Source organism: Streptomyces sp. NPDC111744 (assembly GCF_055634995.1).
In genome coordinates this window covers 498,462-514,475 of the sequence record NZ_JBVKCG010000002.1, presented here as the reverse complement: position 1 = coordinate 514,475, position 16,014 = coordinate 498,462, and the positions used below count along the sequence as shown (strand labels likewise).

The window sequence follows — 16,014 nt, the reverse complement described above, 5'->3', positions numbered from 1 at the left end:
CGGGTGACCGGACGGTGAGCGGGGGCCGTGCGGGAGAACCGTCCCTGGTGCCATCGTCACGCCAGAGGACTCCGCGGCAGCGAGGCGAGCAGATCGGCCGGGTCTTCGTACACGGCGTCGGCACCGGCCTCCTCCAGGTCCTTGCGGGGAATGCCGCCGCACAGCAGTGCCACGCACTGCACCCCCGCACTGCTGCCCGCCCGCATGTCCCACACCGTGTCGCCGACGAACACGGCCCGCTCTGCCGGAACACCGGCCTGCTCCAGCGCCCGCTCCACGGGCTCGGGCGCCGGTTTGCCCGCGGTGACGTCGTCGGCGCTGGCCGTGCCCGTGATGGCGTCGTCCGCCCCGATCGCGCGCCTCAGTGCGGACAGCTCGTCGCCACTGGCCGAGGTGGCCAGAACCACCTTCCAGCCGTCGTCGGCCAGCCGCCGCAGCAGACCTCCCGCATCCGGAAGGGGTGACAGCCGCTCGAAGTACTGGGCGTAGAGCACCTTGTGCGCGGTGCTCAGGGCCTCCACCTCCCCGGGAGCCAGAGTTGTCCGCTCGCCGAGCAGATGGTTGATGAGGTCTTCGGAGCCGAGTCCCACCGCCCGGTGTATCGCATGCGTCGGCACCTGGTGTCCGGCCTGGCGGAACGCCTCCCACCAGGTGACCACGTGCAGGTGGTTGGTGTCGACGAGGGTTCCGTCCACGTCGAATACGGCTGCTCGGTCGGTCCCGGAGCCTTGTCGGCTCTCGCTCGTGGACATCAGGCGACTCCCTTGTGCGACAGCGGCCGGAGCGGTCCTTGCGATCACCGGCCGCCCGGCCGAGTACCCGTTTCCCCGGTGCGGTCCCAGCCCGAACGAGGCTCGCCGCCGGTTGGGGGACCGCCATGTGGGTGAACCGTGCGATCCCTGTCCTGGCCTGGATCCCGGGGGATACGGGCCGGCGAATCCTCCTTGCCGGACAGTGAAATCAACAGCAAAAGTGGCAGACGTGGATCTCTCTGGACAAACTGAAGCCGCCGGTTCGTGATCAGGAACATCCACGTTCTCCAGGAGATCGCATGGTGGAACAGTCCTCCGAAGTCGTTTCGGAGCCGGATGAATCTGCCGTCGCGCTGAGCGACACCGGCCGCAGGGGGGCGGACACCGAGCGGAGGCTCGCCCGGGCCCTGGCCGACATCCTGGGCGCCGAGAGCGTTCCGGCCGACGGCCACTTCTTCGCCGACCTCGGCGCCAACTCCCTGGTCATGGCCCAGTTCTGCGCACGAATACGCAAGACGGCCGATCTGCCCTCCCCGTCCATGAAGGACATCTACCAGCACCCCACGATCCACAGTCTGGCCGCGGCGCTCGCAAAGGCCACACCCGCCCCCGCCGGCCCGGCGGACACCCCCTCCTCGACGACGCCCCAGCCGCCGCCGGCCCCGGGGCCGCGCGGGAACCGGCGCACCCACCTGCTCTGCGGAACCGTCCAACTTCTGGTCTTCCTGGGCTACTCGCTGGTCTCGGGATTCGCCACCGCCGCGGGTTACGAGTGGATCGCCGCCGGTTCGGGCCTGGCCGACATCTATCTGCGGTCGGTGCTGTTCGGTGACATCGCGTTCGTGGCGCTGTGCGCCCTCCCGATCATCGCGAAATGGCTGCTCGTCGGACGCTGGCGGCCCGGTGAGTTCCCCGTCTGGGGCCTGGCGTATCTGCGCTTCTGGCTCGTGAAGGCGCTGCTCCACGCGAATCCGATGGTCTTCCTCGCCGGTACCCCGCTGTACGTCCTGTACCTGCGGGCCCTCGGCGCACGGATCGGCAAGGGGGTCACGATCCTCTCCCGCTCCGTCCCGGTCTGCACCGACCTCGTGACGATCGGCGCGGGCACGGTGATCCGCAAGGAGTCGTTCTTCCTCGGCTACCGGGCCCGCGCGGGACACATCCAGACCGGCCGGATCACTCTCGGCCGCGATGTCTTCGTCGGCGAGAAGACCGTCCTGGACATCGACGCCTCCCTGGGTGACGGTGCCCAGCTCGGTCACGCGTCCGCCCTGCACCGGGGCCAGGCGGTCCCGGACGGCGAGCACTGGCACGGATCCCCGGCGGAACCCACCTCGGTCGACTACGCCAGGGTCGCTCCGGCCCGCTGCGGCAGCCTGCGCCGCGCCTGGTTCGGCTTCGGCACGCTGGTGCAGCTGCTCCTCGTGTACATCCCGCTGCTCGTCGGCGGTATGTACATGCTGTTCACCGAGGTACCGGCGATCGGCAAGCGACTCGACCCGCAGACGGCCGTTCTCAGCCCCTCGGAACTGCTCCCCGACGCCCTCGTGCTCTCCCTCGTCCTGTTCTTCGGGTTCGTCGTCCTGGGGCTGCTGGTGCTGTGCACAGTGCCGCGTCTGGTGGGTCTGGTCGTCAGGCCCGACCGGGTCTATCCGCTCTACGGGTTCCACTACGTGCTGCAACGGGCCACGGCCGGTATGACGAACCTCAAGTTCTTCGCCTGGCTCTTCGGCGACAGCTCGTACATCGTGCACTATCTCCGCGGTATCGGATACGACCTGTCACGGGTCGAGCAGACCGGCTCGAACTTCGGCACCGAAGTGCAGCACGAGTCACCCCTGCTGGTCACCGTCGGCAGCGGAACGATGGTCGCCGACGGCCTCTCCCTCCTGAACGCCGACTTCTCCAGCACGTCCTTCCGGTTGTCCAGGGTGGCGATCGGGCCGCACAACTTCCTGGGCAACAACATCGCCTATCCGGCGGGCGGCAGGACGGGCGAGAACTGCCTGCTGGCGACGAAGGTGATGGTTCCCCTCGACGGCGAGGTGCGGGAAGGCGTGGGCCTCCTCGGCTCACCGTGCTTCGAGATCCCCCGCACGGTGGACCGCGACACCCGGTTCGACCACCTCAGAACCGGCGACACACTCCGCCGCCGGCTCGCCGCGAAGAACCGCTACAACCTCCGCTCCATGGCGGCCATGCTGGGCGTGCGCTGGCTGCACACCTTCGCGCTCACCCTGTTCGGACTCGCCTCCGTCGACCTGTACGGCGCGGTCGGAAACGTGGTGATCGGCGGGTACCTGGCTTTCACGCTCGTCTTCTCCACCGCGTACTTCGTCCTTGTGGAGCGCTGCATCGCATCGTTCAGAGCGCTGCGTCCCCGGTTGTGCTCCATCTACGACCCGTACTTCTGGTGGCACGAGCGGCTCTGGAAGGTTCCGGACCACTACCTCAACATCTTCAACGGCACCCCGTTCAAGACCCTGGTCTGGCGGCTGCTGGGCGTGCGCATCGGCAGCAGGGTGTTCGACGACGGCGTCTATCTGACCGAGCGGACGCTCACCACCATCGGCGACGAGTGCACCCTCAACGTCGGCAGCAAGATCCAGTGCCACTCGCAGGAGGACGGCACCTTCAAGTCGGACGGCACCACGCTCGGCGCCGGCTGCACGCTCGGCGTCGGCGCCCATGTGCACTACGGCGTGACCATGGGCGACGGCTCGGTGCTGGCACCCGACTCCTTCCTCATGAAGGGCGAGGAAGTCCCCCCGAACGCGCAGTGGGGCGGCAACCCCGCGGTGGACATGCCGGAGAGCGGAAGCCGGCCCAGCAGCAACGGCCGGACCACGTCAGCAGCCAACGCCACCACGGCGACCGTGAGTTGAGGAAGGCCATTCGATGGGAACGCGCGTGGAAGCGGACCGGGAGTTCTGGAGCCGGGTACTGACCGCCGGTGGTGCCACCCCCGTGCCACGGTGGGCTCCGGAACCGGTTCCGGGTTCGGCCGAGCACGAGATGTCCGTACCGCAGGACGTGACGGGGGCGGTGCGTGCCCTGGCCGGGCAACGGCGGCTGCCGGTCGGCGCGCTGCTGCTGGCCGCGCACCTCAAGGTGCTGGCCGCGCTCTCCGGCGAGCCGGAGGTGGTCACGGGGTACACCACCGGTGCGGGCGGCCGGCCGCTGCCGTGCCGGGTGTCCGTCCCCTCCGGGCCCTGGCCGGCCCTGCTCACGGCGGCTCGGCACGCCGAGGCGGAGGTGCTGGCCCACCGCGACTTCCCGGTGGCGGAACTGCGGCGGGAACTCGGGCTGACCGAGCCGCCGTACGAGGTCGTGTTCGGGCCGGGGGAAGCCGACGAGACCCACACCGACGACGGTGTTCTGCACGTGCGCTGGTCCGACCGGGGCGGACCGCTGACGCTGCACCTGCGGTACCGCACGGACGTACTCGACGCCCGGGCCGCGGCCCGTATCGGCGGCTACCACCTCACCGCGCTGCGGCTGATGACCGCGGAGCCGGACGCCGACCACACTCGGCAGAGCCTGCTGTCGGCCGAGGAGGAACGCGAGCAACTGGAAGGCCTGGCAGGTCCCGACCGGCCGCTGCCGGACGCGCGGGCACACGAACTGTTCGAGCAGCGCGCACGGACGCATCCGCAGGCCGTGGCCGCCGTACACGGCGAGCAGGAGTGGACGTACGGCGAACTCGACCGGCGCGCCAACCGATTGGCGCGAGCGCTGCTGGCGAGGGGCCTCGGCCAGGAGGACGTCGTTGCCGTCGTCACCGAGCGCAACCTCGACTGGCTGGCGGCCGTGCTCGCGGTGTTCAAGGCGGGCGGCGCCTACCTGCCGATCGAACCGCACTTCCCGGCCGGCCGGATCGCGGCGACGCTGTCCCGAGCGGGATGTCGGCTCGTCCTGACCGAAACCGGCAGCGCCCACACCCTCGACGAGGCGCTGGCCACCCTCCAGGACGTCGGGAAACTCCTGGTGGAGACGGCGTACACCGAATCGCACGCCGACGACGACCTCGGTATCCGGGTCGACCCCGGTCAACTTGCCTACATCTACTTCACGTCCGGCTCCACCGGCGAGCCGAAGGGCGCGATGTGCGAGCACGCGGGCATGCTCAACCATCTCCACGCCAAGATCGACGACCTGGGGATCGGGGAGGGGTCGGTGGTGGCGCAGACAGCCCCGCAGTGCTTTGACATCTCCCTGTGGCAGCTGATGGCCCCACTGCTGGTGGGCGGGCGGACCCTGCTGGTCGAGCAGGACGTGATCACGGACGTGGAGCGGTTCGTCGAAACACTGGAACGCGGCCGGGTCGGCGTGGCACAGCTCGTGCCGTCGTATCTGGAGGTCGTGGTCTCGTACCTGGAGCGGCACCCGCGCATGCTCCCGGACCTGCGCTGTGTGTCGGTGACAGGCGAGGCGCTCAAACGGGAGCTGGTCCAGCGCTGGTTCGCGGTCCAGCCGGGCATCGAGCTGGTCAACGCCTACGGGCTGACGGAGACTTCGGACGACACCAACCACGAGGTCCTTCGGGAGGTACCCGACCGGGTGCTGCTGGGACGGCCCGTCAACAACGTACGCGTCCATGTCGTCGACGAGAACCTGTCCTTGGTACCGCTGGGCGCCCCCGGACTGATCGCGTTCTCCGGTGTCTGCGTGGGCCGTGGGTACGTCAACGATCCCGAACGCACCCGGGAGGCGTACCGGACGGACCCGTACCGGCCCGGTGAACGGCTCTACCTGGGTGGGGACTGGGGCCGCTGGCACCCCGGCGGCAAGCTGGAGTTCCTCGGCCGCCGGGACAACCAGGTCAAGATCCGCGGCTTCCGGATCGAGATCGGTGAGATCGAGAACTCCCTGCTGCGGGTGGACGGGGTACGGGACGGCGCGGTGGTCGTCGCCGAACGGTCCGGCGGTGGCAAGCAGTTGATCGCCTTCTACTCCGGCGAGGAGCAGCAGCCGGAGACCCTGCGCAAGGCACTCGGCGCGGCCCTGCCCGCCTACATGGTCCCGTCGGCCTTCCACTGGCGGGACAGCCTTCCGCTGACCGCCAACGGCAAGACCGACCGAAAGTCCCTGACCGCACTGGCCGAGCAGTCGACACCGGATCGGGAGGCCGCGGACGACGCGGCCCCGCTCAGCCCGACCGAACGGCGGCTGGCCGCTGCCTGGGCCGAACTGCTGGGGGTGCCCGAGCGGCGGATCGGCCGCACGGACCACTTCTTCGACGCCGGCGGCACCTCCCTCACCGCGGTCAAACTGAGCCTTGCCCTCGATCGCGCGGTGTCCCTCAAGGACATCACCCGGCACCCGGTCCTGGCCGACCTGGCCGCCCTCCTCGACGGCACGGCCCGGCAGCGCCCGGAGCTGCTGCTGCCCCTGTCGGGCGGTAGCCGCACCCCGGAGTGCGCCCTTGTCTGCTTCCCCTACGCGGGCGGCAACGCCGTCAACTACCAGCCGATGGCGAGCGCGCTGGCGGGCAGCGGCCTGCCGGTCCTCGCCGTGGACCTGCCCGGCCACAACCTGGCCGCACCCCCCGAGCCCTTCGCGTCGATCGAGCAGGTCGCCGAGCGCACCGTCGCCGAGATCACGGCCCGCGGTCTGACCCGGGTCGTGCTGTGGGGCCACTCCTCCGGGACCGCGGCGGCCGTCGAGACCGCCCGAAGGCTCCAGCAGCAGGGCGTGCACGTGGCCCGGCTCTTCCTCGGCGCGCAACTGCTCGGCACGGTCACCGACCGGTTCGCCGCCATCGTCGAACTCACCGGCATGAGCGACGCCGAAATCGCCGAGCGGCTGACCACGGACGGCGGCTACGCGGAACTCGTGGAACTCGACGTACCGCACGCCGAACACATCGCCGCCGCCTACCGGCACGACTGCGTCGCCGCGCACCGCTACTTCCACCAGGCCCTGGAAGCCCCGCCGCCGGTGAAACTCACCGCGCCGGTCTCGGTGGTCGTCGCCGCCGACGACCCGCACACCGCCGGCCACGCCCAGCGCCACCGGGACTGGCTGCTGCTGGCCGACCACGTTGATCTCCACGAACTCGCCGACGGGGGCCACCACTTCCTGCGCACCCGTCCGGGCGAGACGGCGCAGGCCGTCCTGACCACCGTCCTCCCCCTCGCCTCCTCCTGACCCGTCACACCCCAGGCGGTCGACCGAAAGGAACCCGAGATGCCGTCCTCATCCCTGGCATCACCACTCGACGTGGAGCTGCGGCCGGACAAACCGGCACTGCTGTGCGTCGATCCCCCCGACGACGCCCCGAGGTGGACGGCCGAGCACCGCGAGGCGCTGCGCGCGCACGTCACCGAGCACGGGGCGCTGGTCGTCCGCGGCCTCGGCCTGCGCGACACCGCCCAGATCGGTGCCGTCTTCGCCCGCATCGCCGGTGACCTCATGACGGAGCGGGAGGCGTTCGCCCCCCGAGAGGCCCACGGCCGGGGGCTCTACTCCTCCACCCCCTGGCCGGACAACCAGCCCATGTGCATGCACCACGAGCTGAGTTACCAGCTGCAGGTGCCCGGCCTGATGCTGTTCGCCTGCCTCACCGCGCCCGAGCAGGGCGGGGCGACGGCGGTGGCCGACGCCGAAGAGGTACTGCGGGCGCTGCCCACCGGGCTGACCGAACGGTTCGAGCGGGAGGGCTGGATCCTGACCCGCACCTACAACGACGAGATCGGGGCGAGCCTCGCGGAGTCGTTCGGCACCGCCGACCGCGCCGAGATCGAGCACTACTGCCGGGCCAACGCCATCAGTTTCAGCTGGCAGCCGGACGGGACACTGCGCACCGAGCAGCGCCGCGCCGCCGTCGTCCGGCACCCGCTCACCGGCCGGCGCTGCTGGTTCAACCAGATCGCCTTCCTCAACGAGTGGACCCTGGACCCGGAGGTGCGCGAGTACCTCCTCGACGTCTACGGCCCGGACGGGCTGCCGTTCAACACCCGCCACGGCGACGGCACCCCGATCGGCGAGGACGTCGTCCGACTCATCAACAGCACCTACGAGGCACACACCCGGCGCGAGCCCTGGCAGGCCGGTGACCTGCTGCTCGTGGACAACATCCGCACCGCGCACAGCAGAGAGGCGTTCACCGGGGAACGCCAGGTGCTGGTCGGCCTGGGAGAGCCCCTGCGGCCGTCCGACGACTGCCCGGCCCTGGAGGCGAGCGAGCGATGACCGACACCCTGTCGACCGCCACCCGGTCCGCCGAGCCCGACGGGCCCGCCGTGCCGACCTTCGCGGTGATCACCGGAGAACAGGTGCAGCAGGCGCTGAGCGGGCGCGAGAAACAGCTCGTGGAACTGGTCGAGACCGTCTACCGGCTGCACGACGCAGGAGACTCGGTCAACCCGCCGTCGTACTTCCTGCGCTTCCCCGACCGCCCCACCTCACGGATCATCGCGCTGCCGGCCTCCCTCGGCGGGCCGGTCCACGTGGACGGCCTGAAGTGGATCTCCAGCTTCCCGGAGAACGTGAGTGCCGGGCTGCCGCGGGCCTCCGCGGTGCTCATCCTCAACGACCACGACACGGGCTACCCGTTCGCCTGCCTGGAGAGCTCGATCATCAGCGCCACCAGGACGGCCGCATCCGCGGCGCTGGCCGCAGACTGGCTCAGCCGCGGCCGGACCCGCCCCACCCGGGTCGGGTTCTTCGGCACGGGCCTGATCGCCCGTTACATCCACACCTTCCTGGCCGGCACGGGCTGGGACTTCGACGAGATCGGCGTGCACGACGTGTCCGCCGACAGCGCCGGAGGCTTCTGCGGCTACCTGCGGGAGGCCGGCAGCACCGCACACCTCACCGTCCACGACACCGCCGAGGACCTTGTTCGCGCCAGCGACCTCGTGGTCTTCGCCACCATCGCCGGCCGGCCGCACGTGACCGACCAGGCCCTGTTCACCCACAACCCGCTGGTCCTGCATGTCTCCCTGCGCGACCTCGCCCCGGAGATCCTGCTGGGCGCGGCCAACTTCGTCGACGACGTCGAGCACTGCCTCAAGGCCGACACATCGCCCCACCTGGCCGAACAGCTCAGCGGCAACAGGGACTTCCTGAACGGAACCCTCGGCGACGTCATGGCCGGCCGGGCCGCGCCACCGGCCGACCGGCCGGTGATCTTCTCGCCCTTCGGACTCGGCGTCCTCGACCTCGCCGTCGGCAAGCACGTCTACGACGAGGTGTCCCGGGCGGGGGACCTGCGTCTCATCGATGACTTCTTCCACGAACTGCGTCGGTACGGCTGAGGCCGTGGTCCTCGGCCCGGCACCAGGAGGCCCGCCGTGCCCGTCATATCCGCTCCCCACGCCTTCAACGAGGGCGACCTGTTCGTCGATCTCGCGTCGATCTGCGGATACCCGCTCTACCTGAAGTGCGAGGCCTTCAACTTCGCCGGTTCCATCAAGTTGAAGGCCGCGAACGAGATGGTGGAGAGCGCCGAGCGGGACGGAATCCTGACAGCGGATTCCGTCCTCGTGGAGTCCTCCTCCGGAAACCTCGGCGTCGCGCTCAGCATGATCGCCGCAAGCAAGGGCTACCGGTTTCTGTGTGTGACGGACTCCCGGTGCAACCTGTCGACCAGACTCCTCATGGAGGCGCTCGGCAGCGAGGTGCACATCGTGGCCGACCAGGACTCCAACGGCGGTTTCCTGGGCAAGCGGATAGAGTACGTCCGCTCGTTGTGCGCGTCCGACGACCGATACGTCTGGCTCAGCCAGTACACCAACTCCGGCAACTGGCTGGCCCACTACCGCACGACGGCCCCGGAGATCGCCCACCGGTTCCCGGAGCTGGACGTGCTGTTCGTCGGGGCCGGCACCACCGGAACCCTGATGGGCTGTGCACGCTACTTCCGCGAGTCGCCCCGGCCGGTGCGGATCGTCGCCGTGGACGCGGCCGGCTCGGTGGCGTTCGGCGGCGAGCCGGGCCGCCGGATGATCCCGGGCCTCGGCATGAGCATGCGCCCGCCGCTGCTCGACGAGTCCCTCGTCGACGAGGTGATCCGGGTGGAGGAGCCGGACACCATCCGGATGTGTCACCGCATGGCCAGACAGGGCTTCCTGTTCGGCGGCTCCACCGGAACCGTGGTCAGCGGCGCGACGGACTGGCTGTCCCGGCACAACACCGGTGACCTCACGGCGGTGGCCATCGCCCCCGACCTCGGCGAGCGCTACCTCGACACCATCTACCAGACCAACTGGCTGCAGGACCTGTACGGCGACAAGGTGTTCGACTCCGACGTCACCGACGACCCCGCGCAGGCCAGCACCCCGCCCCGGGAACCCAAGTCCGCGTCACGCGCACCGGCCCGCCGCCGCAGCACCTAGCTCACCTAGGGGCCTGTCTGGCAATTCCCGTCCGCCTCGCGACGCCATGCACGCTCCCCCAGCCTTCGGCCGGGGGGACCCCCACTCGCCGCACCGGGCGCAGACCCGAAATACGTCCAGTACGAGGGCCTACGCCCGGCAACGCCGAAAGTACGCACCTGACGCCGCGAGGCCGCCCTCCAGCAGCAGGACGATGCCGATCAGCGGTGCTGTGCTCGCCGGCGCGGCAACCAGCAGGACCTTGTTCCGACTTGCGCCGCGCGACAGTCCATCCAGGCGCCGACCCGCACGACACGCGGACCTTGTCGCCGTGTAACTCGGCGGCGTGCCCCGTACGGCCGACGAGACCGCGGTGCCCCTGGCCGAGCTGCGCATGGACCAGGTCGGACTGCCACGCGACGCGTACTTCGCCCGGCATACCGAGGTCTCCGTCACGGACGCCGTCGGCAGGATTGCCGGACGGAACCTGAGGGCGCACCCCAGTGGTCCTCGTCGGCCCCGGGTACCCGCACCTGGCCGGTCCGGGCCCTGAGCGGGATCTGGCGGTGCAGCCGGAGCCCGGTGGCCACTCGGACGACCGTCGGCAGGCCGGCAGGTGCTCCCGGGGCGCTGGTCCCTGCGGGCCTTGATCCGCTGGCTGTTCTGAATTGGCTGAGTCCAGGCGGGGCGTGACGACGCCGTGGAGGGTGCCGTCGCTGCGGCGGCGCCGCGCGGTCTTCGTCCTTGCGCCCTGCTTCCACCGGGCGAAGCCGTCGGGATCGCGGATCAGGGGGAACCGGTGCTCCAGTTTCGTCGCCCGCCGCGTCAACTGTCATTGAAGAGACGGCCGCGTCCGCCAGTACCCACGCGAGCAGACGCCCCGATCTCGTGGTGGCACGGCCGCCGGCCTCGGGTGAGACGGATGTGTACCGGTCCGCGGCGGTCAGCCTCTGCTCGCAGCCGCAGGGAGTGCGCTGATCAGGGTTGCATAAGGATCTTGACCGCCCCGTCCTGCTTGCGCTGGAACATGTCGTACGCGCGCGCAGCGTCCGTCAGGGGCAACCGGTGCGTGGCGAAGTCGTCGACACCGAGCGGATCCCCGTCCGTGAGGTAGGGCATGATCGAGTCGGTCCAGCGGCGGACGTTGGCCTGGCCCATCCGCAGCTGGATCTGTTTGTCGAACAGGGTGAGCATCGGCATCGGGTCGGCCATACCGCCGTACACGCCGCTCAGCGAGATCGTCCCGCCACGGCGAACCAGGTCGATGGCCGTGTAGAGGGCGCCCAGGCGGTCGACGGCGAAGCGTTCGGCGAGCGGTCCGCTGAGTTTGCGCGGAAGCAGTCCGGTGGCGGTCTGGGCCAGCTTGGCGGCCGCGCTGCCGTGGGCTTCGGTGCCGACGGCGTCGATCACGGCGTCCGGGCCCCGGCCGCCGGTCTGGTCCCGGATCGCCTGTACCAGCTCTTTCTCGTCGTCATAGACCCGCAGGTCGTATGTCTCAGTACCCCTGTCACCGGCCCGTGCGAGCCGCTCAGGCACGAGGTCGACGCCGAACACCCGCTCCACGCCCTGTGCTTGGGCGATGCGGCAGCACATGTCGCCGATGGGGCCGAGCCCCAGGACGGCGAGGGTGCCGCCGGGCGGCACCGCGGCGTACGCCACGGCCTGCCAGGCGGTGGGGAGCACATCGGAGAGGTATACGAAACGGTCGTCAGTGGGGCCGTCGGGCACTTTGATCGGTCCGAACTGCGCCTGCGGTACGCGCAGGAACTCGGCCTGAGCGCCTGGCACCGCACCGTAGAGACGGGTGTATCCGAAGAGGGCGGCACCCATACCCTCGCCGGTCACCTGAGTGGTCTCGCACTGGGTCATCAGGCCCGCCGAGCACATGAAGCAGTGCCCGCAGGAGATCTGGAACGGCACCACGACGCGGTCGCCCGGGCGCAGGTTCGTGACCTGGGCGCCGGTTTCCTCGACCACGCCCATCGGCTCATGGCCGAGGATGTCGCCCGGAGTCATGAACGGCGTGAGCACCTCATACAGATGGAGGTCTGAGCCGCAGAGTCCGGTCGACGTGATGCGGATGATGGCGTCCGTGGGCTGCTCGATGCGTGGATCGGGTACGTCCTCCACCCGGACGTCCCGCCGGCCCTGCCAGGTCGCTGCCTTCATGACTCGCGCTCCCTCTCTTGCCTGCGCGCCGACTGGGTGGCCGCGCGTGTGGGTGGGCCCACGCCGGGTACCCCAAGCTGCCGCAGCTCAATTCACCCCCCTTCTTCAACGTGAGTAAAAGGGCGATGAAGGGGAAATCGAAAGCAGGAGGTACATAAATATGGTTCCCTTGTTGCTGGTTCTTTTGCTTGCCCTGATTCTTTTCGGGGCGGGCTTCGCCGTAAAGGTTCTCTGGTGGATCGCCGTAGCGGTTCTGGTGCTTTGGCTGCTCGGTTTCGTTATGCGTTCTACCACTGCCGGCGGTGGCCGCGGCCGATGGTATCGATGGTGATCTGAAAGCAGCCAAGCGCGTATGGCCCGGCCGATGGCCGGGCCATACGTCGTCCGCCCGGCAGGCCGGTCAGCCCTGCGGCAGGACGCTGTCGCCTGCGGCGTGGACGATTCGACCGGGAGAGAAGGTTTCCCGTACCCGGCTCGCGCCGGTCACGACGTCTGCGCCCTCGATGCTGTCGATCGTCTCGTCAAGGTATTCGTAGGCCGCTTGGAGAGCGTGCGTGATATCCCGCGTTCCGGTGGATACACAAAGGGTGTAGGCCAGGTCCTGCAGGCGTGGGGCGAGAGCGGTGTCCTCGGTGAGTGTCTCCGTCGCGAGAAGCGTTTCGTACTCCTTGAGGAGTCTGCGCAGTGTCGTGGGGTGGGGCATGAGCATCGGACGGTCCTTTCGGATCCGGGCGGCAGGGGCGATGGGGCATGCGGGTTGCGGGGGAGACGTCACCGATCCAGGGCTTCGTTCCTGACCTGGGCGCAGCTGCGGCTGATCAGTCGGGATACGTGCATCTGGGAGATGCCGAGGCGGTCGGCGATCCGGCTCTGTGTCATGTCCTCGAAGAAGCGCATGTAGAGGATGGCCCGCTCGCGCTCGGGCAGCCGGCGCAGCCCCTCCTTGGCGGCCTCCCGGTCGATGACGGTGTCGAAGGAGCCGTCGGAGCCCCCGAGGGTGTCGGCGAGGCTGTAGCCGTCCTCGCCGGCGGAGAGTTCGGCGTCCAGGGACAGGGTGCTGAAGCTCTCCAGGGCCTCCAGACCGGCGGAGACCTCGTCCTCGGTCAGGCCGGTGTGGGCGGCCAGGTCGGCGACGGTGGGCTCGGCTGAGCCGGGGTTCTGGGTGAGTTCGCGGCGGGCCACCCGTACCCGGTTGCGCAGTTCCTGCACCCGGCGGGGCACGCGCAGCGCCCACATCCGGTCCCGGAAGTGCCGCTTGACCTCGCCGGTGATGGTGGGCACCGCGTAGCTCTCGAAGGCGCCGCGGGAGGGGTCGTAGCGGTCGACGGCCTTGACCAGGCCGAGCGCGGCGACCTGGCGCAGGTCCTCGACGGACTCACCGCGGTCACGGAAACGGCCGGCGATGCGGTGGGCCATGGGCAGCCAGGCGGCCACCAGTTCGTCGCGCAGGGCATCCCGCTCGGGGCCGTCACCGAGAGCGGTGAGACGGGCGAAGAGAGAGGCCGTATCGGGGGCGTCGTCGTGCGAACGCCGGGACGGGGCCCGGGTCGTGGGGGCGGGCGTGCGTGAAGGGCGCGAAGAAATGGACGAAATGTAGGAGGCCACGCGGATATCACTCCTGGACTGCTTTTCCAGAAAGTCCGGAACTCAGGTTCCGGACATGTCCTGAAGGTTCTGTCAGGGGGTGCCGCAACGGAGAAGTGCCCTGTCCCGGGAGGGTGCAGGCAGCTTCAGTGGTTTCCCGCTGGGCATGCGCCTCCGGTCCGAAGCACTTGACTTCGCCTGCCCTTGAGTGCGAGCGGTAAACACAGTGTCCTGGGACAGGTAAAAGGCTTCACGGCAGTGGGTGCCCGGTGGTTTCGACAAGCGGCGATTGACCACGCGCGTGCGGGGGTTCGGCCCCCGGACAGGACTTGGGTCCGTTGTATGTGAAGGAGAGGCGTACGAGGCCGCAGGCCGCCCGGTGGATGCGTCGCCGAACGAGCCGCAGTACCAGGTGCGCAGTGGCAAGTCCGGCCCGTCCGGATTGGCGCCGCACTGTTCCCAACGCGCCCACAAAGCCCGTGCCGCAAGTGCGGATCGCTCCACACGGTCGGCGTCCGTCTCTTGGCACTGTGCAGCCAATCTGTCCATACGTCGGGCGTGCCGGCCAACGCGTCGCTGTAGCGCGCCATGACAGGTCTGCTACGGCAGTAACCGCGGGTCGGCGCGTCGAAGTCCGTCGCTGTGAGGAGAGCTGCTGGGTGGTTCTGCACGGCGTCGCCGAGCAGTCCGCCTCTTGGCATGGGCAGCGCATGGCGCTTATTGAACCCTGCATTGGCATGGACCTGCCCATGATCAACCGTTAGGCTCTGCCCTGCCACAGCGCTGAGAGCGCTCTCACAGCTCTGCTGTTCCACCCCACCCCAGTTGGAACGACGAAGGGCAACCCCCCCATGAGACGCACCAGACTCATGCATGCCGGCCTGGCCGTGCTGCTCATGCTCGGCGCGGGCGCCACCGCCGCGACCCTGCCCGCTTCAGCCGACGACTCCCCGACCCCCACCAGAACCACCGCGGCGCCCGCCTCGGCCGGTCTCCTCTCCGCGATGCAGCGAGACCTGCATCTGTCGAAGGCCGAGGCCGAGGCAAGGCTGGCCGCCGAACAGCGGGCCACCACCGCGGAACCCAAGGCCCGCCGGGCGGCGGGAACCTCCTTCGGCGGTTCGTGGTTCGACGCCGGCCGCGGCACACTCACCGTCGGCGTCACCCCGGACGCGTCCGCCGCGACCCGACAGGCGGTACGAGCCACGGGCGCGACCGTCCGTACCGTCGCGCACAGCGCGCGGCAACTCGACGCCACCCGGGCACGGCTCGACAGGCTCCCCGCACCGGCGGGCGTCAGCAGCTGGCACGTCGACCCCAAGGCGAACACGGTGGTCGTGAACGTCGCCGGCGGCGAGCAGGCTGACAACGATGTCCGGGAGTTCCTCGCCCGCGCCCGCACAGCGGGGCCCATCGCCGTCAGGGAGACCCCCGGCGCGCCGAAGACCCTCGCCGCCGGAACCGTCGGCGGCGACCCGTACTACACGGGCAACGTCCGCTGCTCCATAGGCTTCTCCGTGTATGGCGGGTTCGTCACCGCCGGGCACTGCGCACAGCCAGGTGCCGGCGTCAGCGGCTGGGACGGCAGCTACATCGGCAACTTCCAGGGCTCCTCCTTCCCGGACAACGACTACGCCTGGGTCAACGTGGGCAGCGGCTGGTGGACGGTTCCGGTCGTGCTCGGCTGGGGCACCGTCTCCGACCAGCTGGTGCGAGGCTCAGCCGTGGCACCCGTCGGTGCCTCCATCTGCCGCTCGGGATCGACGACGCACTGGCACTGCGGCACGGTCCTCGCCCAGAACGAGACCGTCAACTACAGCCAGGGCGCGGTGCACGAACTCACCAAGACCAACGTGTGCGCCGAACCCGGTGACTCCGGCGGCTCGTTCATCAGCGGCGACCAGGCGCAGGGGGTCACCTCCGGCGGCTGGGGCAACTGCAGCAGCGGGGGAGAGACCTGGTTCCAGCCCGTCAACGAGATCCTCGGCCGGTACGGCCTGACGCTGCACACCGCCTGACCCGTCCACCTACGACGGCGGCCCCGGCCGGCCGGGCCCGGCGGCGCCTCGCGGACAAGTTCCGCCCGACGCCGCCGGGCCCCGGTGTCACGTCTTCGGCAAGGACTCCCGAACTTTCGGCGCCACCGTGAAGTGCTCCTGGAGCGCTTGCCGACTCGTCAACGGCTCGGA

At 69.8% G+C, this 16,014-nt stretch carries 11 protein-coding genes and 1 pseudogene; 8 read left to right on the top strand and 4 right to left on the bottom strand.

Annotated elements, in window-relative coordinates:
- Window positions 1-56: 56 nt before the first annotated feature.
- On the bottom strand, window positions 57-752 hold the full coding sequence (locus ACZ7OO_RS06435) for an HAD family hydrolase (RefSeq protein WP_471502050.1): 696 nt from the start codon (window positions 750-752) through the stop codon (window positions 57-59).
- Between the two features lie 299 nt (window positions 753-1,051).
- Between ACZ7OO_RS06435 and ACZ7OO_RS06430 the strand changes: the two genes are divergently transcribed.
- Genes ACZ7OO_RS06430 through sbnA form a run of 5 tightly spaced genes read left to right on the top strand, consistent with a single transcriptional unit; the run spans window position 1,052 to window position 10,093 of the window.
- Complete coding sequence (locus ACZ7OO_RS06430; RefSeq protein ID WP_471502048.1) at window positions 1,052-3,637, top strand: Pls/PosA family non-ribosomal peptide synthetase; 2,586 nt, start codon at window positions 1,052-1,054, stop codon at window positions 3,635-3,637.
- Between the two features lie 13 nt (window positions 3,638-3,650).
- Complete coding sequence (locus tag ACZ7OO_RS06425) at window positions 3,651-6,902, top strand: non-ribosomal peptide synthetase (protein ID WP_471502046.1); 3,252 nt, start codon at window positions 3,651-3,653, stop codon at window positions 6,900-6,902.
- Between the two features lie 39 nt (window positions 6,903-6,941).
- Window positions 6,942-7,946, top strand: coding sequence for a TauD/TfdA family dioxygenase (locus tag ACZ7OO_RS06420; RefSeq protein WP_471502044.1), 1,005 nt, complete (start codon window positions 6,942-6,944; stop codon window positions 7,944-7,946).
- Entirely contained in the window at window positions 7,943-9,013 is a 1,071-nt protein-coding gene (gene sbnB / locus ACZ7OO_RS06415; protein ID WP_352224978.1) for a 2,3-diaminopropionate biosynthesis protein SbnB, read from the top strand. Before ACZ7OO_RS06420 ends, sbnB begins: the two co-directional genes overlap by 4 nt.
- Window positions 9,014-9,049: 36 nt before the next feature.
- Entirely contained in the window at window positions 9,050-10,093 is a 1,044-nt protein-coding gene (gene sbnA, locus ACZ7OO_RS06410; protein ID WP_471502042.1) for a 2,3-diaminopropionate biosynthesis protein SbnA, read from the top strand.
- 957 nt (window positions 10,094-11,050) lie between these two features.
- Here sbnA and ACZ7OO_RS06405 read toward each other — a convergent pair.
- The gene (locus tag ACZ7OO_RS06405; RefSeq protein ID WP_471502040.1) at window positions 11,051-12,241 is read right to left on the bottom strand and encodes a zinc-dependent alcohol dehydrogenase; all 1,191 of its coding nucleotides are present in this window, start codon (window positions 12,239-12,241) and stop codon (window positions 11,051-11,053) included.
- A 160-nt stretch (window positions 12,242-12,401) separates the two neighbouring features.
- Here ACZ7OO_RS06405 and ACZ7OO_RS06400 point away from each other — a divergent pair, with 160 nt between their 5' ends.
- The gene (locus tag ACZ7OO_RS06400) at window positions 12,402-12,572 is read left to right on the top strand and encodes a hydrophobic protein (RefSeq protein ID WP_352224983.1); all 171 of its coding nucleotides are present in this window, start codon (window positions 12,402-12,404) and stop codon (window positions 12,570-12,572) included.
- Window positions 12,573-12,641: 69 nt separating this feature from the next.
- Here ACZ7OO_RS06400 and ACZ7OO_RS06395 read toward each other — a convergent pair whose 3' ends face one another.
- Together ACZ7OO_RS06395 and ACZ7OO_RS06390 are read right to left on the bottom strand one after the other, a co-directional pair.
- The gene (locus ACZ7OO_RS06395) at window positions 12,642-12,950 is read right to left on the bottom strand and encodes a DUF5133 domain-containing protein (protein WP_471502037.1); all 309 of its coding nucleotides are present in this window, start codon (window positions 12,948-12,950) and stop codon (window positions 12,642-12,644) included.
- A gap of 62 nt (window positions 12,951-13,012) precedes the next feature.
- Complete coding sequence (locus ACZ7OO_RS06390) at window positions 13,013-13,846, bottom strand: SigB/SigF/SigG family RNA polymerase sigma factor (RefSeq protein ID WP_471502035.1); 834 nt, start codon at window positions 13,844-13,846, stop codon at window positions 13,013-13,015.
- Window positions 13,847-14,177: 331 nt separating this feature from the next.
- Here ACZ7OO_RS06390 and ACZ7OO_RS06385 point away from each other — a divergent pair.
- A pseudogene (locus ACZ7OO_RS06385) lies at window positions 14,178-14,270 on the top strand (hypervirulence associated TUDOR domain-containing protein); the annotation flags it as partial.
- Between the two features lie 406 nt (window positions 14,271-14,676).
- Window positions 14,677-15,843, top strand: coding sequence for a S1 family peptidase (locus tag ACZ7OO_RS06380; protein ID WP_471502033.1), 1,167 nt, complete (start codon window positions 14,677-14,679; stop codon window positions 15,841-15,843).
- Window positions 15,844-16,014 lie beyond the last annotated feature (171 nt).